This window comes from Yeguia hominis (genome assembly GCF_014384705.1).
Lineage (GTDB): Bacteria > Bacillota > Clostridia > Oscillospirales > Acutalibacteraceae > Yeguia > Yeguia hominis.
In genome coordinates this window covers 229,180-250,810 of sequence record NZ_JACRSN010000001.1, presented here as the reverse complement: position 1 = coordinate 250,810, position 21,631 = coordinate 229,180, and the positions used below count along the sequence as shown (strand labels likewise).

21 protein-coding genes and 1 other annotated feature (1 of these 22 cut by a window edge) are annotated in these 21,631 nt (G+C 52.5%); of the genes, 19 read left to right on the top strand and 2 right to left on the bottom strand.

The features are described 5' to 3' along the window. Positions 1 to 98: a binding site (T-box leader), on the top strand (it extends 145 nt beyond the left edge of the window). Positions 99 to 138: 40 nt separating this feature from the next. The 4 genes from IAG03_RS01150 (at position 139) to IAG03_RS01135 (ending at position 4,376) form a co-directional block, all read left to right on the top strand. Continuing rightward, positions 139 to 2,760: a valine--tRNA ligase gene (locus IAG03_RS01150; protein WP_249317837.1), complete on the top strand. Its 2,622-nt coding sequence runs from the start codon at positions 139 to 141 to the stop codon at positions 2,758 to 2,760. A gap of 201 nt (positions 2,761 to 2,961) precedes the next feature. Beyond that, complete coding sequence (locus IAG03_RS01145) at positions 2,962 to 3,294, top strand: anti-sigma factor antagonist (RefSeq protein WP_249317836.1); 333 nt, start codon at positions 2,962 to 2,964, stop codon at positions 3,292 to 3,294. Then, entirely contained in the window at positions 3,278 to 3,727 is a 450-nt protein-coding gene (spoIIAB, locus tag IAG03_RS01140; RefSeq protein WP_346726084.1) for an anti-sigma F factor, read from the top strand. The genes IAG03_RS01145 and spoIIAB overlap by 17 nt, the downstream gene beginning before the upstream one ends. Next, on the top strand, positions 3,720 to 4,376 hold the full coding sequence (locus tag IAG03_RS01135; protein ID WP_249317835.1) for a sigma-70 family RNA polymerase sigma factor: 657 nt from the start codon (positions 3,720 to 3,722) through the stop codon (positions 4,374 to 4,376). The genes spoIIAB and IAG03_RS01135 overlap by 8 nt, the downstream gene beginning before the upstream one ends. A 440-nt stretch (positions 4,377 to 4,816) precedes the next feature. Here the strand turns inward: IAG03_RS01135 and metA are convergent, their stop codons facing one another. Further along, entirely contained in the window at positions 4,817 to 5,740 is a 924-nt protein-coding gene (gene metA / locus IAG03_RS01130) for a homoserine O-acetyltransferase MetA (RefSeq protein WP_249317834.1), read from the bottom strand. Positions 5,741 to 5,908: 168 nt separating this feature from the next. On the opposite strand from metA, the gene IAG03_RS01125 reads away from it, so the two are divergent. The 9 genes from IAG03_RS01125 to ispF all read left to right on the top strand — a co-directional run bounded on the left by IAG03_RS01125 (position 5,909) and on the right by ispF (position 12,221). Then, positions 5,909 to 6,814 (top strand): YihY/virulence factor BrkB family protein, encoded by a 906-nt coding sequence (locus IAG03_RS01125; RefSeq protein ID WP_249317833.1) that lies wholly within the window; start codon positions 5,909 to 5,911, stop codon positions 6,812 to 6,814. Positions 6,815 to 7,022: 208 nt separating this feature from the next. Next, positions 7,023 to 7,661: a nucleotide-binding protein gene (locus IAG03_RS01120; RefSeq protein WP_249317832.1), complete on the top strand. Its 639-nt coding sequence runs from the start codon at positions 7,023 to 7,025 to the stop codon at positions 7,659 to 7,661. Positions 7,662 to 7,837: 176 nt separating this feature from the next. After that, entirely contained in the window at positions 7,838 to 8,317 is a 480-nt protein-coding gene (locus IAG03_RS01115; protein WP_249317831.1) for a flavodoxin, read from the top strand. A 149-nt stretch (positions 8,318 to 8,466) separates the two neighbouring features. Further along, a complete protein-coding gene (locus IAG03_RS01110; protein WP_249317830.1) occupies positions 8,467 to 8,673 on the top strand; it encodes a 4Fe-4S dicluster domain-containing protein in 207 nt (68 codons plus the stop codon). 10 nt (positions 8,674 to 8,683) lie between these two features. Then, entirely contained in the window at positions 8,684 to 9,745 is a 1,062-nt protein-coding gene (locus tag IAG03_RS01105; RefSeq protein WP_249317828.1) for a 3-methyl-2-oxobutanoate dehydrogenase subunit VorB, read from the top strand. Then, positions 9,745 to 10,500 (top strand): thiamine pyrophosphate-dependent enzyme, encoded by a 756-nt coding sequence (locus tag IAG03_RS01100; protein WP_249317826.1) that lies wholly within the window; start codon positions 9,745 to 9,747, stop codon positions 10,498 to 10,500. The genes IAG03_RS01105 and IAG03_RS01100 overlap by 1 nt, the downstream gene beginning before the upstream one ends. Further along, positions 10,497 to 11,030: a 2-oxoacid:ferredoxin oxidoreductase subunit gamma family protein gene (locus IAG03_RS01095; protein ID WP_249317825.1), complete on the top strand. Its 534-nt coding sequence runs from the start codon at positions 10,497 to 10,499 to the stop codon at positions 11,028 to 11,030. The genes IAG03_RS01100 and IAG03_RS01095 overlap by 4 nt, the downstream gene beginning before the upstream one ends. Positions 11,031 to 11,038: 8 nt before the next feature. After that, positions 11,039 to 11,776, top strand: coding sequence for a 2-C-methyl-D-erythritol 4-phosphate cytidylyltransferase (gene ispD, locus IAG03_RS01090; RefSeq protein WP_249317824.1), 738 nt, complete (start codon positions 11,039 to 11,041; stop codon positions 11,774 to 11,776). Beyond that, positions 11,754 to 12,221 carry a 2-C-methyl-D-erythritol 2,4-cyclodiphosphate synthase gene (gene ispF / locus IAG03_RS01085; RefSeq protein ID WP_249317823.1) on the top strand — a complete coding sequence of 156 codons (468 nt, stop codon included), beginning with the start codon at positions 11,754 to 11,756 and terminating at the stop codon, positions 12,219 to 12,221. Before ispD ends, ispF begins: the two co-directional genes overlap by 23 nt. A gap of 239 nt (positions 12,222 to 12,460) precedes the next feature. On the opposite strand, the gene IAG03_RS01080 is transcribed toward ispF, so the two are convergent. Continuing rightward, positions 12,461 to 12,949, bottom strand: coding sequence for a prolyl-tRNA synthetase associated domain-containing protein (locus tag IAG03_RS01080; protein ID WP_249317822.1), 489 nt, complete (start codon positions 12,947 to 12,949; stop codon positions 12,461 to 12,463). Positions 12,950 to 13,284: 335 nt separating this feature from the next. On the opposite strand from IAG03_RS01080, the gene IAG03_RS01075 reads away from it, so the two are divergent. From IAG03_RS01075 to IAG03_RS01050, 6 genes are all read left to right on the top strand, one after another. Next, on the top strand, positions 13,285 to 13,512 hold the full coding sequence (locus IAG03_RS01075; RefSeq protein WP_249317820.1) for a putative Se/S carrier-like protein: 228 nt from the start codon (positions 13,285 to 13,287) through the stop codon (positions 13,510 to 13,512). Beyond that, positions 13,509 to 14,654, top strand: coding sequence for an aminotransferase class V-fold PLP-dependent enzyme (locus IAG03_RS01070; protein ID WP_249317819.1), 1,146 nt, complete (start codon positions 13,509 to 13,511; stop codon positions 14,652 to 14,654). Before IAG03_RS01075 ends, IAG03_RS01070 begins: the two co-directional genes overlap by 4 nt. Positions 14,655 to 14,746: 92 nt before the next feature. Then, positions 14,747 to 15,673 (top strand): diadenylate cyclase CdaA, encoded by a 927-nt coding sequence (gene cdaA, locus IAG03_RS01065; protein WP_249317818.1) that lies wholly within the window; start codon positions 14,747 to 14,749, stop codon positions 15,671 to 15,673. After that, on the top strand, positions 15,670 to 16,947 hold the full coding sequence (locus tag IAG03_RS01060; RefSeq protein WP_249317817.1) for a CdaR family protein: 1,278 nt from the start codon (positions 15,670 to 15,672) through the stop codon (positions 16,945 to 16,947). The genes cdaA and IAG03_RS01060 overlap by 4 nt, the downstream gene beginning before the upstream one ends. A 425-nt stretch (positions 16,948 to 17,372) precedes the next feature. Then, complete coding sequence (recJ, locus tag IAG03_RS01055; RefSeq protein WP_249317816.1) at positions 17,373 to 19,430, top strand: single-stranded-DNA-specific exonuclease RecJ; 2,058 nt, start codon at positions 17,373 to 17,375, stop codon at positions 19,428 to 19,430. Further along, entirely contained in the window at positions 19,427 to 21,625 is a 2,199-nt protein-coding gene (locus tag IAG03_RS01050) for a RelA/SpoT family protein (RefSeq protein ID WP_249317815.1), read from the top strand. The genes recJ and IAG03_RS01050 overlap by 4 nt, the downstream gene beginning before the upstream one ends. Positions 21,626 to 21,631: the final 6 nt, after the last annotated feature.

Sequence of the window (21,631 nt, the reverse complement as noted above, 5' to 3'; positions counted from 1 at the left end):
TTATCGGCCGAACCTGCAGAAAGCGGCAGGGAAGTGTTCTGCTGTAAAACGCAGAAAAAACGGGTGGTACCGCGGATATTTTGAGATTCGCCCCGGATGCATACTGTGCATCCGGGGTTTTGTTATGGAGGAAACAATATGAACCATGAACTGGCAAAAGCGTATGAGCCGCGCGAGGTGGAGGACCGAATCTATGCATTCTGGCTCTCCGGCGGATATTTTCACGCAAAACGCGATCCGCAGAAAAAACCATACACCATTGTAATTCCGCCGCCCAATATTACAGGACAGCTGCACATGGGGCACGCCATGGACGAAACGCTGCAGGACATCCTGATCCGTTGGCGCCGGATGCAGGGCTACGCTGCGCTTTGGGTTCCGGGAACGGATCATGCTTCCATTGCGACAGAAGCCAAAATCGTGGAGAGCATGCGCAAAGAAGGCATTACAAAAGAAGACCTCGGACGAGAGGGCTTCCTGGAGCGCGCCTGGAAATGGAAAGCGCAATACGGCGGCAGAATTGTGGAACAGCTGAAGAAACTCGGCTGCTCCTGCGATTGGGAACGGGAACGCTTTACGCTTGACGAAGGCTGTTCGCGTGCGGTGCGCGAGGTGTTTGTGCGCTTGTATGAAAAGGGCCTGATTTACCGCGGCGAGCGGATTATTAACTGGTGTCCGCATTGCCGTACCTCGATTTCGGATGCAGAGGTGGAATTTGAAGAGAAAGACGGTTCTTTCTGGCATCTGCGCTACCCGCTTGCAGACGGAAGCGGAGAAATTCGTCTGGCGACGACGCGTCCGGAAACGCTGCTCGGCGATACGGCGGTTGCGGTGCATCCGGAGGATGAGCGCTATCGCGATCTGGTTGGCAAGAACGTCATCTTACCGCTGGTCGGCAAAGAGATCCCGATCATTGCAGACGAATATGTGGAGCGTGATTTCGGAACCGGCGTGGTGAAAATCACACCGGCGCACGATCCGAACGACTTTGAGGTCGGCTTGCGCCACAATCTCCCGGTCATCAATGTGATGGACGAGTGCGCAGTCATCAACGAAAACGGCGGAAAGTATGCGGGAATGCCCGCATTGGAAGCGCGGAAGCAGATTGTTGCAGATTTGGATGCCGGCGGATATCTCGTTAAAGTGGAACCGATCAAGCACAATGTCGGAACCTGCTATCGCTGCGGAACCGCTGTGGAGCCGCGCGTGTCCAAACAGTGGTTCGTGAAGATGGAACCGCTTGCAAAGCCGGCAATTGACTGTGTTCGGGATGAACGAATTCGCTTCATTCCGGAGCGTATGGAAAAAATCTATTACAACTGGATGGAAAACATCAAAGACTGGTGTATTTCCCGCCAGCTCTGGTGGGGACATCGGATCCCGGCCTGGTACTGCGATACCTGCGGCGAAATGGTCGTTGCGCGCGAAGCGCCGGACAAGTGTCCGAAATGCGGCGCGGCGCTGCGTCAGGACGAGGATACGCTCGACACCTGGTTCTCTTCTGCGCTGTGGCCGTTCTCGACACTCGGCTGGCCGGAGGATACCGAAGACCTGCGCTATTTCTATCCGACCAATACGCTGGTTACCGGTTATGACATCATCTTCTTCTGGGTCGCGCGCATGATCTTCTCCGGTCTTGAGCAGATGGGAGAGGTTCCGTTTAATACGGTGTTCTTCCATGGACTGGTTCGCGACGCACAGGGCAGAAAAATGTCCAAATCGCTTGGAAACGGAATTGATCCGCTGGAAATCATCGATCAGTACGGTGCGGATGCGCTGCGCTTTACCGTCGTAACCGGAAACAGCCCCGGAAACGACATCCGTTTCTCCGACGAAAAAGTTGCTGCCAGCCGGAACTTTGCCAATAAGATCTGGAATGCGGCCCGGTTTATCCGGATGAATCTGGAAGGGCACGATGTGGAAAATGCGCTGCCGAAGACGCTACGGACAGAGGATCAGTGGATTGTCAGCTCGTTTTATGCAGTGGCCCGTGAGATGACGGAAAATCTGGAAAAATTTGAGCTGGGAATTGCCGTGCAGAAAGTGTACGATTTCCTTTGGGACAGCTTCTGCGACTGGTATATCGAAATTGCGAAAATCCGGATGCAGCAGGGAGACGAGGAGAGCGCACAGAGTGCGAGACAGGTTCTCGTTTGGGTGCTTTCCGGCACCATGCAACTGTTGCACCCGTTCATGCCGTATATTACGGAAGAAATCTGGCAATCGCTGCCGCATGAAGGCGAGTCGATTATGATTTCGCCGTGGCCGGAATATGATCCGGCCTACAACTTCCCGGAGGCGGAAGCGAAGATGCAGCGCGTGATGGATGTCATCCGGTCTGTTCGGACGCGCCGTTCGGAGATGAACGTGCCGCCTTCCCGCAAGGCGAAACTCTATATTGCGTCGCCGTATCAGGCGGTGTATGAGGACGCCCGTGCCATTATCATGAAGCTGGCGTATGCTTCGGAGATGGAAGTGGGAGATGCCTTTGAGATTGCCGGCGCGGTGACGGTCGTGACCAACGATGCGAAGGTCTACCTGCCGATGGAAGAACTGGTAGACAAAGCGGCGGAGACTGCTCGTCTGAAAAAGGAACTTGCCTCTGCGGAAAAACAGCTGGCAGCTGTGCAGGCGAAGCTTTCCAACGAGACCTTTATGGCGAAAGCGCCGGCGAATGTTGTAGAAGGCGTTCGGGCGAACGGAGAGAAGCTGACAGAGCGAATCCGGCTGATTCAGTCCGGCCTCGAAGCGCTCAGCTGAAAAAAGAAGCGAATTTTGACGTGCGAAAAACAGCGTTCGTCAGCAAAATTCGCGTAATCTTGCAGAGAAAACCTCTTATCATTGCGATAAGAGGTTTTTTTATTTCCTGAATTTTGGAAAATCAGGAATAAAGTTCCTGTTTACGGACAAACTAGCAGGAGAACCCGTATCGGGTTTTTCCTAAGAAAGGAAGGATGCAGGGTGGGAGTCCGTCTTAAATATCGCGAGGGAACGCTGACGGCGTTTCTCAGCGGGGAAATTGACGACCATGTTGCCAAGACGCTTCGGGAGGAGATTGACGCGACGGCGGAAAAAGTGCGGCCTGTGCGGCTGCGGCTGGATTTTGCGGAGGTGCCGTTTATGGACAGTTCAGGAATCGGCCTGATTATCGGACGCTATAAACTTCTGTGCCTTTGGAACGGGAAACTGATTCTCGCCAATTTGTTGCCGCGGGTAGAAATGATGGTCAGGCTTTCCGGTGCGGACAAGCTGGCCGTGCTTGAGAGGAGGGAAGAATGTGAAGGCGTTGAATGAAATGAAACTCTCGTTTCCAAGCCGTTCGGCGAACGAGGCATTTGCCCGGACAGCGGTTGCTGCATTTGTCGCGCAGCTTGACCCGACAGTGGATGAATTGACGGACATCAAGACGGCGGTATCGGAAGCGGTGACCAACTGTATCATCCATGCTTACCGGGACACGATCGGGACGATTTACATAACGGTGCGGATTTTTGAAAGCGGGAATGTTACCGTGCGGATTCGGGATCGCGGCTGCGGAATGGAAGATGTGCAAAAAGCGATGGAACCGCTGTTTACGACCGGAGGTGCAGAACGCGCCGGGCTGGGCTTTGCGGTCATGCAAAGCTTCTGCAATCGTGTCAGTGTGTCGTCGACGCCCGGCAAGGGGACAACGGTGACGCTGCAAAAACGGGTCAGCAGGCGGCTGCCTGGAGGAAAACATGGATAAAGCGGAGCGGGAACGCTTTATTGAAGAGAATCTCGGCCTGGTGCATGCATGCGCCAAACGCTTCCGGTCCCGGGGAATGGAATACGATGACCTGTTTCAGGCCGGCTGTATGGGGCTAGTCAAGGCGGCGGATCATTTTGAGCCGGAACGCGGATATCAGTTTTCGACCTATGCGGTGCCGGTCATCCTCGGGGAAATGCGGCGGCTTTTTCGCGAAGGCGGAACCGTCAAGGTCGGACGGGCGCTGAAAGAACTTTCGCTGCGCGCGGCTCGGGAAACAGAGCGCTTCTTGGAGCGCGAGGGAAGAACGCCGGCTATCGGGGAACTTGCTGCGCTGCTTGGCATCGAAGTTTCGGAGGCGGCGCAGGCGATAAGTGCCGGACAAGTTCCGCTTTCGCTTACCAGAGAGGAGGAAGAAGGCGGACAGGCTGATATTCCCGTGGACGCGCCGGAAGAAAAAATTTCCGAACGGCTTGCGCTGCAGCAAGTGCTCTCGACGCTTGAGCCGCATGACCGAAATTTGATTATTGCCCGGTATTTTAAGCACCGGACTCAGACGGAAACGGCCCGCCAGTTTGGGATGACACAGGTGCAGGTCAGCCGCCGGGAGAAAAAAATACTTGCCCAGATGCGCGAAGCGCTGAAGTAGACAGAATCAGCTGGAATAAAAAAATGCCGCCCGGAAAAAAACGGGCAGCGGACGGAAAAAGGAGGAAAATACGATGTTGGCAGAATTACTGGTACGTGCAGAACTAAAAAGGATCAAACGGACACCGCGCCATGCAAAACCGCAACCACGAAAAAGCATTGGAGAACGATTTTTTCCGGATCTGGATGCACGTCATATGCAGTGGGACAAAAAATATTTGCTTTCACGGTAAGGATTTCGGCAGGGAGTTCGGGTTGTTTTGGTAGGAACGCAGCAGAGTCTGTAACCGGCAGCAGGATAAAGAACCGAAGAGCAATGGCTTTTTATCCGACAAGATGAAAAAATGGCCTCCTGTGCAGGAAAACAGGAGGCCGAATCTGTTTTTAGGCGAGATCTATCAAACCGGACGGCTGGAAAAACCGAAACCAAACAGCAAAGATTTAGATGAAATCGAGATCTTTCAGATCGTACGGCGTCTGCTGATAGACATAGTAGTTGAGCCAGTTCGAGAAGAGCAGGCTCGCGCCGCTGCGCCAGACAAAGGGCGGCGTCGCCATGGGGTCGTCGTTCGGAAAATAATGATAGGGAATTTCCGGGTCTAGGCCTTTCTTGACGTCCCGAATGTACTCCTTAGCCAGTGTATCGCGGTCGTATTCTGAGTGACCGGTCAGGAAAAACTGCCGTCCGTTTTTATTGGCAATAATATGCACGCCGGCAAGGCGCGAGACGGAAAGAATCATGAGTTCGGGAACTTTGTTGATATCCTCCTGCAAAACGCCGGTGTGACGCGAGTGCGGCGCGCGGTAGGTTTCATCGAATCCGCGCATAAGCGGGTGATGCGGCGCAAAGACAATATGATCATAAATACCGGAAACTTTTTTGGGAAGCGTATATTTGGGAACGCCAAAGTGATAGTAGAGCGCAGCCTGCGCGCCCCAGCAAATATGCAGCACGGAATAGACGTTGTGGCGGCTCCATTCCATCACTTCGCAGAGTTCCTCCCAATAGTCCACTTCAGAAAAGTCCAGAAGCTCCACCGGCGCGCCGGTAATAATCATTCCGTCAAATTTTTCCTCCCGCAGCTCCGAAAAGGTTTTGTAGAAGGTGTTGATATGAGAGGCGGACGTGTTTTTCGACGTGTGGGTCTCCATGGTCATGAATTCGATGTCCAGCTGCAGGGGCGAATAGCTCAGCAGACGGAGAAGCTGGGTTTCCGTCTCGATTTTTGTGGGCATCAGATTCAGAATCACAATTTTCAGCGGGCGGATGTCCTGCTGAATTGCACGTGCCTGCGTCATGACGAAAATATTTTCCGATTCCAGAATTTTCGCTGCAGGCAGTGCGTCCTGTATCGTAATTGGCATAAAAAGCCCTCCTTGGCTACATGTTCTGTGCCGGCGTTGCAGACACTGCATTTATTATAGCATTTTGTTTCCGGGAATCCAATCTTTTTTTGACAAGCAGCGCCAATTGGAGGATAATAGAGAAAACAAATGGGAATCTGTTTACAGGACGAAAGGGGGCAGGTGCTGTTGTATCGAAAAGTTCGGTCTTTTTACCGGAAAAACCGATTTATTATTCAAAAATGGGCGGATCGGATTTATGAAGACAGCGTTCCGGTGTATGCAGCGCAGGCGACGTTTTATATTATAATTGCTTCCATTCCGTTTTTGATGCTTTTGACGACCCTGGTGCGCTTTTTTATTCCCATTACCCGCGCGGATTTGACAGCGGCGGCAGTCGCCTTTTTTCCGGACAGTTTCGAATCTTTCATCACGCAGGTGATCGGAGAACTGTATATCAAGTCTCCCGCGTCGATCATCTCCGTTGCCGCGGTAACGGCACTTTGGTCTGCCTCGCGCGGAATTGCTGCCGTGCGCTGCGGACTGAACCGGGTCTATCATGTAGAGGGCAGCCGCAATTATGTCAAAAGCCGCGGAATGTCTCTGGTTTATACGCTGATTTTTGTGGTGCTGATTATTTTCTGCCTGGCCATTTTGGTTTTTGGAAACAGCATCCTCTCTGTGATTTCGGGAAAATTTCCGGCAGTGGGACGGATTGTGGGCGGATTTTTACAGGTAAAATCGCTCATTTCCATTGTGTTGCTTTCTCTGTTTTTTACCTCGCTTTATACTTTCCTGCCGGCCCATAAGGTCACGTTCCGCGGACAAATTCCCGGAGCGATGGTTGCGGCGATCGGGTGGACGCTGTTTTCCTATTTTTACGGAATTTATATTGAAAATTATTCCAACTATTCGTATATTTACGGAAGCCTCGCGGCAATTGTACTGTTGATGCTTTGGATGTATTTCTGTCTGATTCTGATTTTGATCGGCGCAGAGGTCAACGAGTTTGTCGACGAGCATGTCATTCGTGCGGAAAAGGAGCCGTCCCGCAGAAAAATCAGGCGTCGGCTGCGGAAAAAGGACGTCCGGTAGCAGCAGCGCTTTGACCGGTGCACAGGAATGCTTCCATGAAAATAGACAAATTTCAGTTCTGCGCGATTTTGATTGCTGTAGGACGGAATATTTGAATTGCAGAGATAAGCGTGGTATAATCGTATTGCGGATATTTATACAGAAAAGAATCCGCTGGAATTCTCTGAAAAAGGGGGAATGCGGTATCGGCATTTCAAAGGATTTTCTAGTGATCTGCGGTCATTACGGCTGCGGGAAGACCAATCTTGCCCTGAATCTTGCATTGGATGCCGCCAAATCCGGAAAAAAAGTGACGCTGGTCGATTTGGATCTGATTAATCCGTATTTTCGGTCTTCTGAGTACGGAGAGCTGCTTGCACAGCATGGTGTAGAGCTGATTGCACCGCTTTATGCCAACACCAACCTCGACCTGCCGGTCATTTCCCCGCGGATCGCCTCAGTATTCGAGAGCGGCAATACGGTAATCTTCGATGTCGGCGGAGACGACGCCGGCGCGGCAGTGCTCGGCAGCTTTTCCAAAAAGCTGCACGCGGTTGATTATGAGATGCTCTACGTGATTAACCGCTACCGGGTGCTTTCAACCGAACCGGCGGAAGCGGAATCGCTTTTGCGGGAAATTGAAACATCCAGCCGTCTGAAGGCCACCGGAATTGTCAACAATTCACACCTGAAAGGCGAAACCACAGCGCAGACGATCCGGGATTCTCTTTCGTATGCTGCACAGACAGAAAAACGCCTCGCTTTGCCGCTGCGTTTTACAACGGCGCCGCGTGCCTGCGCCGCAGAACTTGCGGATATCCCGAATCTTTATCCCGTTACGATTTATGTTCGTTCCCCGTGGGAATGAGTGCTTTGCATGTTTTTGGCGAATTTTGTCGGATTCCAGGGCTGACGGCCGGCTGTTTGCAGCCGCACGGTGTGTTCCTGTGAGAAGAGCTGCAGGACAGCCTTTTGCAAACTGTAAAAACGGTCGAACTGTCTGGAAAACGCTCTTGCAAAAAATTTGAAAAGGAGAATCGTGTCATGTCAAAGAGTTTGGTTGCTTATTTCAGCGCCAGCGGTGTAACTGCAAAGCTGGCCAAAAAACTGGCTACTGCGATCCATGCGGATCTGCATGAAATCCGGCCGGAGCAGCCCTATACGCAGGCTGACCTGGACTGGACAAACAAAAATAGCCGCAGCAGTGTGGAAATGCAGAATAAGTCTTTCCGTCCGCCGATTGCCAATGCTGTGGAGCATATGGATCAGTATGATACGGTGTTCGTGGCGTTCCCGATTTGGTGGTATGTTGCGCCGACGATCATCAACAGCTTCCTGGAGCAGTATGACCTGACCGGAAAGACGATTGTTCCGCTGGCAACTTCCGGCGGCAGCGGAATGGGAGATACCTGCAAAGAACTGGCGGCCTCCTGCAGAGGCGCGGTTCTGAAAGAGGGCAAACGGTTCCCGGCGGGCGCCGGTGAGGCGGAACTGAAAAGCTGGGCCGAAACGGTCCTCAAATGAGAAAAAGCAGGATGTTCCCCAAAGCGGAGCGAACATGCTGTTTGGGCGTTTTGTAAAGAAAACGCAGAAAGTTTCAGCAAAAATGGAATGAGCCTGTGAACTGCCGGCTCAAAATTCCGATTGATTTTTGAAAACAGGAGGTATTCGTGATGGCAAAAATCATCGTGGACGAATCCATCTGCAAGGGCTGCGGAATGTGCGTATATGCATGTCCCAAAAAGCTGATTGCGCTTGCAAAGGATCGAATCAACGCAAAAGGACACCATCCGGCGGAAATGCTGGAAGCAGAAAAATGCACCGGCTGCTGCAGCTGTGCAATCATGTGTCCGGATACGGCAATTACAGTAGAAAGGTAGTGTTACATAAATGGCTGAAAAAGTTTTGATGAAGGGCAACGAGGCCCTTGCAGAAGCTGCAATCCGTGCGGGCTGCCGCCATTTCTTCGGGTACCCGATTACACCGCAGACGGAGCTGGCTGCTTACATGGCAAAACGGATGCCCAAAGAGGGCGGCACCTATCTGCAGGCAGAATCCGAAATTGCGGCAATCAACATGGTGTTGGGCGCCTCTGCCGCCGGCGTACGTGCAATGACTTCTTCTTCCTCTCCTGGAATTAGCCTGAAAATGGAGGGCATGTCCTATATTGCCGGTTCTGATCTTCCGGCGCTGATTATCAACGTCCAGCGCGGCGGTCCCGGCCTCGGCGGAATCCAGCCGTCCCAGTCGGATTACTGGCTCGCGACAAAATCTGCCGGCCACGGTGATTTCCACGTGCTGGTGCTTGCGCCTTCTACTGTGCAGGAAATGGTGGACCTCGTTTCGGACGCCTTTGATCTCGGAGACAAATACCGGATGCCGACCATGATCCTCGCAGACGGCATGCTCGGCCAGATGATGGAACCGGTGGAACTTCCGCCGCGCATTGAAAAAATTCCGGAACGGCCCTGGGCGACCTGCGGCCATCACAATAAACGTCCGCACAATGTGATTAACTCCTTGTACCTCACGCCGCAAAAGCTGGAGGATACAGTCAACGAGCGCTTTAAGCGATATGCAGTCATTGAAAAGACGGAACAGCGCGCAGAGGAATACCTTGTGGATGACGCAGAGCTTGTTGTGGTTGCTTATGGTGCGTCCTCTCGTGTTGCACGCAGCGCAGTAAATAAGGCCAGAGAAAACGGAATCCGTGTCGGGATGATTCGGCCGATTACACTTTGGCCGTTCCCGAATGACGCGATTGCCCATGCAGCAGAGCATGTTAAAGCGTTCCTCTCGGTGGAGATGTCCAAAGGACAGATGGTGGACGATGTCCGTCTAGCAGTAAACGGAAAATGTTCGGTGTCCTTCTTCGGACGCACCGGCGGTGTCATTCCGACGCCGGGCGAGATCCTCCACGAGATTGAAACGATCACAGGAGGTGCAAAATAATGGCAGTGGTATTTTCAAGACCGAAATCGCTTGCAAATGTTACAATGAATTTCTGCCCGGGCTGTACGCACGGGATTGTCCACCGTTTGGTGGCGCAGACGATCGATGAACTGGGAATTGAAGGACACACAGTCGGTGTCGCACCGGTCGGATGCTCGGTTATGAACTATGACTTCTTTACCTGCGATATGGTACAGGCGCCGCACGGGCGTGCACCGGCAGTTGCAACCGGACTCAAACGTGCGCATCCGGAAAATGTGATCTTTACGTATCAGGGCGACGGCGATCTCGCCGCAATCGGTACGGCGGAAACCGTCCATGCCGCAACGCGTGGAGAAAACATCACGGTGATCTTTATCAACAATGCAATCTACGGTATGACAGGCGGCCAGATGGCGCCGACGTCTCTGCCGGAGCAGGTAACGCAGACGACCCCTTACGGACGCGATATCAAAACCGCCGGCTATCCGGTGCGGGTCTGCGAGATGCTTTCCACTTTAGACGGCGTTGCATTGGCACAGCGCGTGACCGTCGACTGCGTAAAGAATGTCAACATTGCCAAGAAGGCCATTAAAAAGGCATTCCAGAATCAGATTGAGGGACGCGGATACTCGATTGTCGAGGTGCTTTCCACCTGCCCGACAAACTGGGGCCTGGATCCGATTGAAGCGCTTACGTGGCTGCGGGAAAATATGATTCCCTACTATCCGCTCGGCGTATATAAAGACGTGACAGCCGGAGGTGACGCGAAATGAAAAATCTGGATATCATCCTTGCCGGATTCGGCGGACAGGGCATTTTGTTTGCCGGAAAGGTACTCGCCTATTCCGGACTGCTCGATGAAAAAGAGATTTCCTGGCTGCCTTCTTACGGGCCGGAAATGCGCGGCGGTACGGCAAACTGCAGCGTCTGTATTTCTGACAAACCGATCGGCTCGCCGCTGGTTGTCAATCCCAATGTGCTCGTAGCGATGAACCTGCCTTCCCTCGATAAATTTATTGATGCGGTGGAGCCGGGCGGCACCGTCCTGGTGGATAGCTCTCTGATCGAGAAAAAGGTGGAGCGTACAGATGTACAGGTTTTCTATGTCCCGGCAACAAAGCTTGCGGACCAGAACGGCCTGAGCGGCCTTGCAAACATCATTTTGCTCGGGAAACTGCACAAGGAGCTTTCTTTCTGCTCGGACGAAACGCTTGACCACGCGCTGCAAAAATGTATTCCGCCGAAAAAGGCTGCAATGCTCGATCTTAACCGCAAGGCGATTCAGATCGGCGCAGCGCAGTAATTGGCCGCATGGAAGAGAAAAAAGAAACGTTCCGGTTTCCCGTTTGCTCCGCAGTGGTGGTTGCCGCCGGAGATTCATCCCGTATGGGACTCGGCGGCTCCAAACAGCTGCTCAGCCTTTTAGGTGTGCCGGTCCTTTTGCGAACCTTGCGTGCGCTCCAGCTTTCGGACAGCATTGGGGAAATTGTGGTTGTTTGCAGACAGGCGGATTTGCCGGAAATTGAGCCGTTTTCCAGAGAGATTTCCAAAATCTCTGCGATTGTTTCCGGCGGAAAGACACGACAGGAATCCGTATGGAACGGCGTTGCAGCAGTTTCCGGAAAGGCGCAGTATCTGGCCATTCAGGACGGAGCAAGACCGCTGATTCGTCCGGCTGCGGTCAACCGTGTGGTCGCGGATGCGTGCCGCTATGGCGTCTCTGTGCTTGCAACATCGGTGAAAGATACAATTAAGGTCAGCGGCGCGGACGGTATGGTGCTGCAGACGCCGGAACGCAGTACCTTACGTGCCGTACAGACACCGCAGGTGTTTCGGCGCGATTTATATCTGCAGGCGGCCAAGTATGCGCGCGAAAACGGCGGGGAATATACAGACGATTGCCAGCTTGCGGAGCGGGCCGGCATCTCGGTGCATTTGTGCGACGGCGACGCGACGAACCTGAAAATTACGACGCCGGAAGATCTGGTGCTGGCGGAAGCGATCCTTCGCGCATGGGGGGAAGAATATGCGGATCGGACATGGATATGATGTGCATCGCCTTGTGGGCGGACGTAAGCTGATTCTCGGTGGGGTGGAAATCCCATGGGGAAAAGGACTTCTGGGACACTCTGACGCTGATGTGCTGACGCATGCGGTGATGGATGCGCTGTTGGGTGCCGCTGCGCTCGGTGATATCGGGAAATGGTTCCCGGATACGGATCCTGCTTATGCCGGCGCGGATAGCCTCATGCTGTTGCGGTCGGTCACGGCGCGATTGCGGGAACACGGGTATCAAATCGGGAATATCGACGCGACAATTCTTACGCAGCGTCCAAAACTCGCACCGTACATTGACGCGATGCGGCAAAAACTCGCACAGGCCTGTGCGGTTTCGGAAGATGCCGTCAGCGTGAAGGCGACAACCGAAGAAAAACTGGGCTTTACCGGTACCGGCGAGGGGATTGCAGCCCATGCAGTTTGCCTTCTGGTCTAAACTTGGTTCAGAAGAACTGCATGCCCGTTTTGCGCCTAAAAAATATAATTTTCTGACAAAAGCCGCGCACAGCCGAAAAAGCTGTACGCGGCCTTCTTGTAAAAATGCCCTGCGAACGCAGTATGAAAAGCCGGACAGCACGAAAGCCCTCCGTACTGCCCGGCTTTTGCAGTTTTAGCAGGATGGTTTGACAATTATGTGGAACGGCACCGCAAAAAATGGCGGCCGCAGCGTTTCGCTCAGAACTGCACCACGTGGACGGAAGTTCCGTGATCCCGGAGTATGGACAAAAGTGCTTCCGTGTGCAGCCATACGGTGGCCGTGTTTTCGTTCGGGTGGACGCCGATCAGCCCCGGAGTCTCCAGAAAGGCTTCGTCCAGAAAAAACTGAACGCGGCACGCGGCGTCATTCAAAAGGCCGAGGGGCGTTACCGAACCCGGAACCAGATGGAGAAGCTCCATTAAATCGTTTTCGGAGGCAAAAGACAGCGGGCGTGTATGGTGGGTTTTCCGGAATTCTTTCAGATCGACACGCCGGTCGCCTTTTACGGTGATCAGATAGTAGGTTCGTTTCTTATCATCCCGGACAAAAAGATTTTTAGCGTCTGCTTCCGGATAGGGCAGCGTGACAGCGGAAAGTTCCGCCATGTTGTAAACGGCCTTGTGTTCCGTGATTTCGTGCCAGATATGGTTCTCGTTTAAGTAGTTGTAAATCTCCTGTTTGTTCATGGGAACTCCTCCTGATAAACTGCGGATTGAATTTTTTATCATAGCACAGTTTTGCACTTTTGGCTACTGGTTTGGAGCGCAGGCCAGTTTTGGAAAATCCGAGAGCAAAGCCGTCGGAACGATCCTTACGCGCGCAGAAACAGGAAGTTTTCGAAACGATGGTTTCTACACAGAAATGCGGCGTTTTCCAAATGTTTTTTACAACCGGCTAAAATGCCCGGTACATTCCGATGGTTTTGCAAAAAGAACAGGCGGGTGTATGACAACATATTCTGGAACAGTACCGCTGTGCGGCCTGGATGCGGCACAGCAGGTACGGCAGAGAGGTGATAGCTTTGAAAATCTTATTAATCGTCGGGTCGGTCACGTATGCGATGAAAGGAAAAAACCTCTTGGTCAAAAACGGATTTCGAGCATCTGTAGAACGAATCCCGCATATCGGCGGCGGTGCCGGTTGCGGATATGGAATAAATGTTTCAGAAGGCGCTTCGGAAGCGGAAACGCTTTTACAGGAAGCCGGAATTCGTGTGTTGCGCCGGGAAGAACGGGGGAATTTGCCTTGATTTATCTGGATAATGCCGCGACAACGTATCCGAAACCTGTGACGGTTCAAAATGCGGTCCGTGGCGCAATGATGCAATTCGGAGCAAATCCTGGGAGAAGCGGGCATGCGATGTCTGCTGCAACAGCGGAGGCGGTTTATCGCTGCAGGGAGGAAACGGCGGACTTTTTCCATGCACCGGGACCGGAATGTGTGGTTTTTACGCTCAATTGTACCAGTGCGCTGAATTTTGTGATCAAAGGGATGCTGCACAGCGGAGATCACGCGGTGACTTCCTGCCTGGAGCACAATGCGGTCATGCGGCCGCTGCACGCGCTTGAAAAGTCCGGTGTGTCCTGGACGGCGGCGCAGGTGGTTCCGGGAGACAATGATGCGACGGTGGACGCTTTCCGCAAGGCGATTCGTCCGAACACAAAACTCATTGTCTGTACGCACGCCTCCAATGTCTTTGGAATTCGGCTGCCGGTAGAACGGATTGCCGCGCTGGCACATCAATATGAAATTCCGGTTGCAGTGGATTGCGCACAGAGCGCAGGCGTTCTGCCGATGGATATGGCGGACAGCGGGATCGACTTTCTTTGCATGCCGGGCCACAAAGGGCTTTACGGCCCGATGGGAACCGGAATCCTGATTGCAAGACACGGGGAAACGCTTTCGACGCTGATTGAAGGCGGAACGGGAACCAATTCTGTGTCTTACGATCAGCCGGAAGAACTGCCGGAACGCTTTGAAAGCGGAACGGTAAACGTACCGGGAATCATGGGGCTGTATGCGGGAATCCGTTATGTGAAAAGGATGGGGACGGATCGGGTGCTGCACCATGAGATTCGGCTGATGCAGCGCCTGTATGACCGCATGCAGACAATGCCGCAGATCCTTTTGTATACGGAGCGTCCGGATGAGAGATTTTTTGCGCCGGTGCTTTCTTTCAACGTGCGCGGAATGGAAAGTGAAGAAGTGGGGAGACTCCTTTCAGAGCGGGGAATTGCGGTTCGGGCCGGACTGCACTGCGCGCCGGCCGCGCATTCCTGCATGGGGACGCTGGAGACCGGAACGGTTCGGGTTTGCCCATCGGCAGTGACGACGGAACGGGAAATCGAGATGACGGCGGGCGTCCTTTCCCGGATCGCTCGAAATCGGTGAAATGCATTTTCTGAAACGAATTCGGAAAAACCCATTGAATATTTGTTGCAATATGATAAAATTAAAGAGAATACTTGCACCCGTTGGGGGGAATGGACAGACAGATGGAGTTTATTGTCAATGCATGGAATGCACTCGTACAGGCAATCTCAAATGCGCTAACCTCCTTTGGAGGTGTGATGCGGCAGTTCACGTATAAGGATGCCATCGATATCCTGATTGTTGCCTGCATTATTTATGCGCTGATCAAGCTGATTCGGGAAACCCGTGCGGCGCAGCTGATCAAGGGAATTGTGATCATTGCGTTTGCGTTTGTGATTTCCTCATATTTGGATCTTTTCATGGTAACCAATCTGCTGGATTATTTCCTGCAGTTTACGTGGATTGTCCTTATCATTATTTTTCAGCCGGAAATTCGCAGCGCGCTTGAGAAAATGGGCCGCAGCAAGGTGGGAAAAAAGTTTAGTCTGAACAGTTTCAGCGCTTCGACAGAGCGGGATCGCCTTCAGCAGCAGCAACGGAAATGCATCAATGTTGTCGTGGCTTCTGCCGCAGAATTTCAGCAAAAAAAGACCGGCGCACTGATGGTGTTTGAACGGGATACCAAATTGGGAGAAATTGTGCAGACCGGAACCGTTTTAAATGCGGAACCGTCCGTACAGCTGATCGGGAATATCTTTTTTAATAAGGCGCCGTTGCACGACGGCGCGATGATTCTGCGCGGCGGAATGGTCTATGCGGCGGGATGTATTTTGCCGCTGACGCATAACGATCAGGTGCGTGCAGAGCTTGGCACACGCCACAGAGCGGCGCTGGGCATGAGCGAACAGTCGGATGCGGTGATTGTTGTGGTTTCGGAAGAGACCGGCCAGATTTCCGTGGCAGTAAACGGTGCTTTAAAGCGGGACTATACACGGGAGACGCTGAGCGGAGAATTGGAGCGGCTGCTTTTGGATGCACAGCCGGGCGCAGAAGAAAAGAAAGCGCATCCCTCCAAAAAAAGGGGGAAGGAGAAATGAAAACAAAACAGAGAAAAAAATTTGTGTGGTCGTCTCTGGTGTATAACAACAGGCTGATGTTTTTGGTTTCATTTCTGGCCGCATTTTGCATCTGGATCATCATGATGTATAACAATACCGATGAAAACCAGACCTGGAAAATTGATAATATTCCGGTTACCGTCGAGTATTCGACCGGTGCGGTGGAGGAAGGCTTGAAGGTATACAACCTGAGCAAAAATTCCGTGTCTGTTTCCATTTCCGGAAACAGCCTTGCGATCCGGCAGGTAAAGGCGGAAAATCTTGAAGTTGTCGCAACGGTAACGGAGAATATGAAGGATCGGAAAAACAACACCCTGACGCTTTCTGCACGGAAGAAGGGGGAACTTTTGACGGATTTTTCCGTGACCAGTATCGATCCCGGAACCGTTACGGCCGAAATCGATGTCGCCAAAGAGGCCGCGTTCCCGATTGAGAACGGAATTGTTGCAAACGCGGAAAACGGATATTTCGTCAAACAACCACAGCTTTCCGCGGAGACGGTTACAGTAAGCGGTCCGGAGAGCGTCGTGGCCCGGATTGACAAGGTGGTTGCAGAATACACCTTCCCAGAAGCGCTGAATGAATCCAAAGATTTTGTCGCGGATCTGGTCCTTTATGATGAGAACGGAGAAAAGCTGGAAAGCGACTATTTGACGCTCTCGACAGACACGGTCGAGGTCCGTTTGGTGGTGCTGTGGCAGGAAAAAATTCCGCTGGTCGCAAGCTTTACCGGCAAGCCGGCTTCTTTCCCGGACCGGCTAATTACCATTGAGCCGCAGACGGTTTCATTTGCCGGACCGGAAGACAGCTTCTCTTCTTTCCAGGATATTGCATTGACGCCGATCGATTTTTCCAATATCGATCTGACGACAAAGACGTTTACCGTCGACATTGTGACGCCGGAGGGCTTTTTGAATATCAGCAACTATCAATCGGCAACCATTTTGGTTGATTTGGACGGTTACTCGGAAAAGTGGGTGTCCATCAATACGATTGTCCCGGTGAATCTGAGCAGCGATCAGATGGAAGCGACTGTGTTAAACCAGAGTCTTGAGGTTTTGGTCGTCGGACCGACAAGCGACGTCGCAAAAATTACGGACCAGAATGTTTATGCACAGGTGAATCTGTCCAGCCGGAAAGAACTCGGCACAGCAGAGCTCCCGGTTACGGTGGGAATTCAGGGAAATACCGCCTGTTGGGTATCCGGCAGCTATGTCGTTCCGGTTACGCTCAGCGAGAAGACGGATTCTTAAAAATCGACAGCCTAAAAAAATAGGAAAGGGTTCGGGTTGCATGAAACCGTGCGGCTCGAACCTTTTTGGGTTCGCGATTGAACAATTGACAGGAAAATGTTATAATAACCTCAAACCCATGCTATCGCATGGCGGGTGGCTGTGCCACCCGGGCGAAGCGTCCCGCTTCGCGGCTTGAGAATATTCTCTTTTTAGAGAACGTACATCCTTTTAAAACGCCGAAGGACGGGGCACAGGTTTTGTACTGTGTTGCAGCTTGCAGAGCGCGATACAATCCAAACGAAAAGTGCTCTATCATCGGAATCGCAGGACTATAAATTTAAAATCAAAAATATTCGTTTGGATCGGTGCAAGATCCATATTTCGGGGCAGAAAGCGCGCAGATGCCCGTTTAGAAAATTTAAGCGCAAAAAGGCTGGTGCAGTTTGAATATTAAAAAATGGACCGTCCGTCCCCTTCATAAGGAACGGGCAGCGCAGCTGGCGGAAGCGGAAGGCCTTCCGTTTTTTCTAAGTATGATGCTTTCCATCCGCGGCTTTGAAAGCCACGATGCCATCCAGGCGCTTCTGATGGAGGAGGGCTCTCTTTCAGATCCGTTTTTAATGACTGATATGGAGAAAGCCGCCAGCCGGATTCAGCGCGCGATTGCCGATTTTGAAAAAATCGTGGTTTACGGAGACTATGATGCAGACGGCGTTACCGCAACGGCAATGCTGTATTCGTATTTGCAGACTTGCGGTGCAGACGTCTTGTTTTATATTCCGGATCGGGAAGGGGAAGGCTACGGAATGAATCTGTCCGCCGTCCGCGCCTTGCGGGAGCAGGGCGTCCGATTGATTATCACGGTGGATAACGGGATTTCTTCTGTAGAAGAGACGGCACTAGCGAATTCGTTAGGAATGGATGTCGTGATTACCGACCATCACCGCCCGCAAAGCGTGCTTCCAGAGGCAGTCGCGGTTGTCGATCCGCACCGGGAAGATTGCACTTCTCCGTATCGTGAGTTTTCAGGCGCGGGTGTTGCCTTTAAACTGATGATGGCGCTAGAAGGAGAAGACGGGTTGCCGCTTCTGCTCGAAAACTATGCGGATATTGCTACAATTGGGACCATCGGGGATGTCGTTCCGCTGACCGGGGAAAACCGGACGCTCGTAAAATATGGACTGCGGGCCTTGGCGCAAACAGACAAGCCGGGTCTGGATGCGCTGATGGAGCATGCCGCAGTAAAGGGAAAGCCCGCAACCGCAGGAATGGTGGCATTTACACTGGTGCCGCGGATCAACGCAGTAGGAAGGCTGCATGCGCCGGAAAAGGCGGTCCGTCTCTTGCTGTGCGAAGATCCCGAAGAGGCGGACGACCTTGCACAGGAAGTTTGTGAAGACAACCAGAGCCGCCGCGATATCGAAAGCGAGATCTACAAGGCGGCGCTTGTACAGCTGCAGGAAACGCCGGAGCGCTTCTTTGACCGGGTGCTGGTGCTTGACGGAGCGGATTGGCATCCGGGCGTGATCGGAATTGTGGCGTCCCGCGTTGTAGACCGGTTCGGAAAACCGTGTGTTGTTCTTTCCCGCGGGGAAACGCTTGCCAAGGGTTCCGGCAGAAGCATCGAGGGCTTTTCTCTTTTTGATGCGATTTCAAGCTGCTCGGATCTGTTTTTAAAATTCGGCGGTCATCCGATGGCGGCCGGTGTCAGTATGCTTCCGGAGAACATTCCTGCGTTTCGGGAACGAGTCAACGCGTATGCAGCCAAAATGGACATGCCGGCGCAGACGCTGCTGATTGACTGTAAATTGCGTCCGGAAGCGCTCTCTGTGGAGCTTCCCAAAATGCTGCAGTATCTGGAGCCGTTCGGAATGGGGAACCCTTCTCCGCTTTTTGGGCTGTATGGAATGCGGCTCGAGGAGATTACGCCGGTTGGCGGCGGAAAACACCTGCGGCTTTCTCTGCGTAAAAACGGCAAACGGGTTACCTGTATGCGCTTTGGCGTAACGCCGGAAGCGTTTCCGTATTCAATTGGCGATACGGTGGATTTGGCTGTGACGATCGATGCGCAGGTGTTTCGCGGAGAAGAAACGCTCTCGGTTGTCGCGCGGGAGATCCGGCCGTCCGCAACAGAGGAGAATCAGCTCCTTTCCCAGTGGCGTCTCTATGAAGCGTTTCGGCGCGGTGAAACGCTTTCGCAGACGGAAAAGCAGCAATTGCTTCCAAACCGGGAATTGTTTGCAGCGTTGTACCGCTTCCTCAAAAGTTCAGCAGGATGGAGCGGAGACGCGTTCCTGCTCTACCGCCGCAGCGGCGTGCAGGGCTTTGCAAAATTTCTGGTGGCGCTGGACACGTTTGCAGAACGTCAGTTGATTACGCTGACGACCGATACGGTCGTTTTTGAAATTCGTTTGCTTCCGGTCTCAGAAAAGAAAGACTTATTCGCTTCTAAAGTACTGAGGAACTTGGAGCAACTAACAATGGATGGTGGAAATGCATGAAAGAGGGTTCGGATGGAAAAAGCGCGATTACCTATGAAACGCTGCTTTCCGTAATGAAAAAAAGTGAGCGGGAGTTTGATCTCCCGCTGATTGACCGCGCGTACCGTTTGGCGGAATCTGCTCATAAAGATCAAAAACGACTCTCGGGAGAACCGTATATCATCCATCCGCTCAATGTCGCCTGTATTATTGTCGAACTCGGTATGGACTCGGAATCTGTCGTAGCGGCACTTCTGCATGATGTTGTGGAAGATACGCCCTGGACACTGGAGCAGATCCGCAAGCTCTTTGGGGACAACATCGCCAATTTGATTGACGGTCTGACCAAGCTGGGGAAAATCCCATATTCTTCCCGGGAGGAACAGCAGGCGGAGAATATCCGCAAGATGCTCATCGCGATGGCGGATGACATCCGCGTGATCATTATCAAACTGGCCGATCGTTTGCATAATATGCGGACCATCCAGTTCCAGCCGCCGCAAAAACAGCGCGATAAGGCATTAGAAAACATGGAAGTATACGCGCCGATTGCGCACCGGCTTGGAATTCGTGCGGTGAAAGAAGAACTTGAGGATCTCTCTTTACGGTACCTCGATCCGATCGCCTATGAGGAGATCGAAAACGCGCTGGCAAGCCGGAGCCGCGACGGAATGAAGTTTATCCAAAACGTGCAGGATCGGATCCGGGAACGCGTGTCGGAATTGGTTCCGAACGTCTATCTGGAGGGCCGGGTCAAAAGCATCAACGGAATTTATCGCAAAATGTTTATCCAGGGCAAAAGCATGGAGGAAATTTACGATATTTACGCGGTGCGCGTCATTGTCGATACCGTAAACGACTGCTACAATGTACTGGGAATCATCCACGATATGCTCCGGCCGCTGCCCAATCGCTTTAAGGATTATATTTCCACGCCCAAACCGAATATGTATCAGTCGCTTCACACAACGGTGATTGGCAAAGAAGGAATCCCGTTTGAGGTGCAGATCCGGACCTGGCAGATGCATTACATGGCAGAATACGGAATTGCAGCGCACTGGAAGTATAAGCTGGGCCTCTCCAAAGAGGATTCCATGGAGAAGCGTTTGGCGTGGATTCGGCAGATGCTCGATAATCAAAATGACAGCGAAGATGCAACGGATATTGTCCGCAATATTAAGATGGATCTCGTGCCGGAGGAAGTCTTTGTCTTTACGCCGAAGGGGGATGTCATCAGCCTTCCGACCGGTGCGACGGTGATCGATTTTGCCTATGCAATTCACAGTGCAGTCGGCAACCGGATGATTGGCGCGAAAGTGGATAAACGCATTGTGCCGATCGATTATGTGGTGCACACCGGCGAAATTATCGAGATTATCACCACAAAAGAGGCGCACGGACCGAGCCGCGACTGGCTCAATATCGTCAAGACCAGCGGTGCGCGCAATAAGATCCGGCAGTGGTTTAAAAAAGAAAAACGCGAAGAGAACATTATCGAAGGCAAGGCAGCGCTGGAGAAAGAACTCAAGCGCAACGGGATTTCTTTCTCGGAAGAGGAAATGACCGCGCTTCTGGAATCCATCGGCCGAAAGCACAGCTGTGCAACGCTGGATGATCTGTACTCTGCGATCGGCTATGGCGGAATTCAGCTTTGGAAGCTGATGCCGCGCCTGAAGGATGAATACGCCAAACATAAGAAACCGTTGGCGTCGGTTTCGCCAGAAACGCAGCAGCCCGTGTCGCAGACTGCGAAAAAAAGTGCAAGCGGCGGCGTGCTGATTGACGGGATGGATAATTGTCTGATTAAATTCTCCCGGTGCTGTAATCCTCTGCCGGGGGATGAAATTATCGGCTTCATTACCCGCGGATTCGGCGTTTCCATTCACAAGCGCAGCTGTTCAAACGTTCCGGCAGATCTTGCTTCCTGTGCGGAACCGGAGCGCTGGGTCAAGGCACATTGGGCGGAAGAAGTTCATGAAACGTCCTTTAAGTCGACTTTGGAACTGGTTGCGGACGACCGTCCGGGGCTGCTTGTCGATATCACACAGCAGATTTTTAATCTGCGGCTGTTTGTGCATTCGCTCAATTCCAGAGAGACCAAAAACGGTACGGCGGTGATCCACGCGACGATTACGGTGAACGGGCCGGAGCATTTGCAGGGGGTTATCCAGAAGCTTTCTTCCATTGACGGAATGCTTTCGGTGCGGCGCGCATAAGGAGGA

What these genes read in the sequence shown, in the direction of transcription:
- ispD (WP_249317824.1), top strand. Translation starts at nt 11,039, where the DNA reads ATGGAAGAGAAAAAAGAAACGTTCCGGTTTCCCGTTTGCTCCGCAGTG.
- IAG03_RS01080 (WP_249317822.1), bottom strand. Translation starts at nt 12,949, where the DNA reads ATGAACAAACAGGAGATTTACAACTACTTAAACGAGAACCATATCTGG.
- IAG03_RS01050 (WP_249317815.1), top strand. Translation starts at nt 19,427, where the DNA reads ATGAAAGAGGGTTCGGATGGAAAAAGCGCGATTACCTATGAAACGCTG.
- IAG03_RS01095 (WP_249317825.1), top strand. Translation starts at nt 10,497, where the DNA reads ATGAAAAATCTGGATATCATCCTTGCCGGATTCGGCGGACAGGGCATT.
- IAG03_RS01100 (WP_249317826.1), top strand. Translation starts at nt 9,745, where the DNA reads ATGGCAGTGGTATTTTCAAGACCGAAATCGCTTGCAAATGTTACAATG.
- cdaA (WP_249317818.1), top strand. Translation starts at nt 14,747, where the DNA reads ATGGACAGACAGATGGAGTTTATTGTCAATGCATGGAATGCACTCGTA.
- ispF (WP_249317823.1), top strand. Translation starts at nt 11,754, where the DNA reads ATGCGGATCGGACATGGATATGATGTGCATCGCCTTGTGGGCGGACGT.
- metA (WP_249317834.1), bottom strand. Translation starts at nt 5,740, where the DNA reads ATGCCAATTACGATACAGGACGCACTGCCTGCAGCGAAAATTCTGGAA.
- IAG03_RS01135 (WP_249317835.1), top strand. Translation starts at nt 3,720, where the DNA reads ATGGATAAAGCGGAGCGGGAACGCTTTATTGAAGAGAATCTCGGCCTG.
- IAG03_RS01105 (WP_249317828.1), top strand. Translation starts at nt 8,684, where the DNA reads ATGGCTGAAAAAGTTTTGATGAAGGGCAACGAGGCCCTTGCAGAAGCT.
- IAG03_RS01115 (WP_249317831.1), top strand. Translation starts at nt 7,838, where the DNA reads ATGTCAAAGAGTTTGGTTGCTTATTTCAGCGCCAGCGGTGTAACTGCA.
- IAG03_RS01150 (WP_249317837.1), top strand. Translation starts at nt 139, where the DNA reads ATGAACCATGAACTGGCAAAAGCGTATGAGCCGCGCGAGGTGGAGGAC.
- IAG03_RS01110 (WP_249317830.1), top strand. Translation starts at nt 8,467, where the DNA reads ATGGCAAAAATCATCGTGGACGAATCCATCTGCAAGGGCTGCGGAATG.
- IAG03_RS01060 (WP_249317817.1), top strand. Translation starts at nt 15,670, where the DNA reads ATGAAAACAAAACAGAGAAAAAAATTTGTGTGGTCGTCTCTGGTGTAT.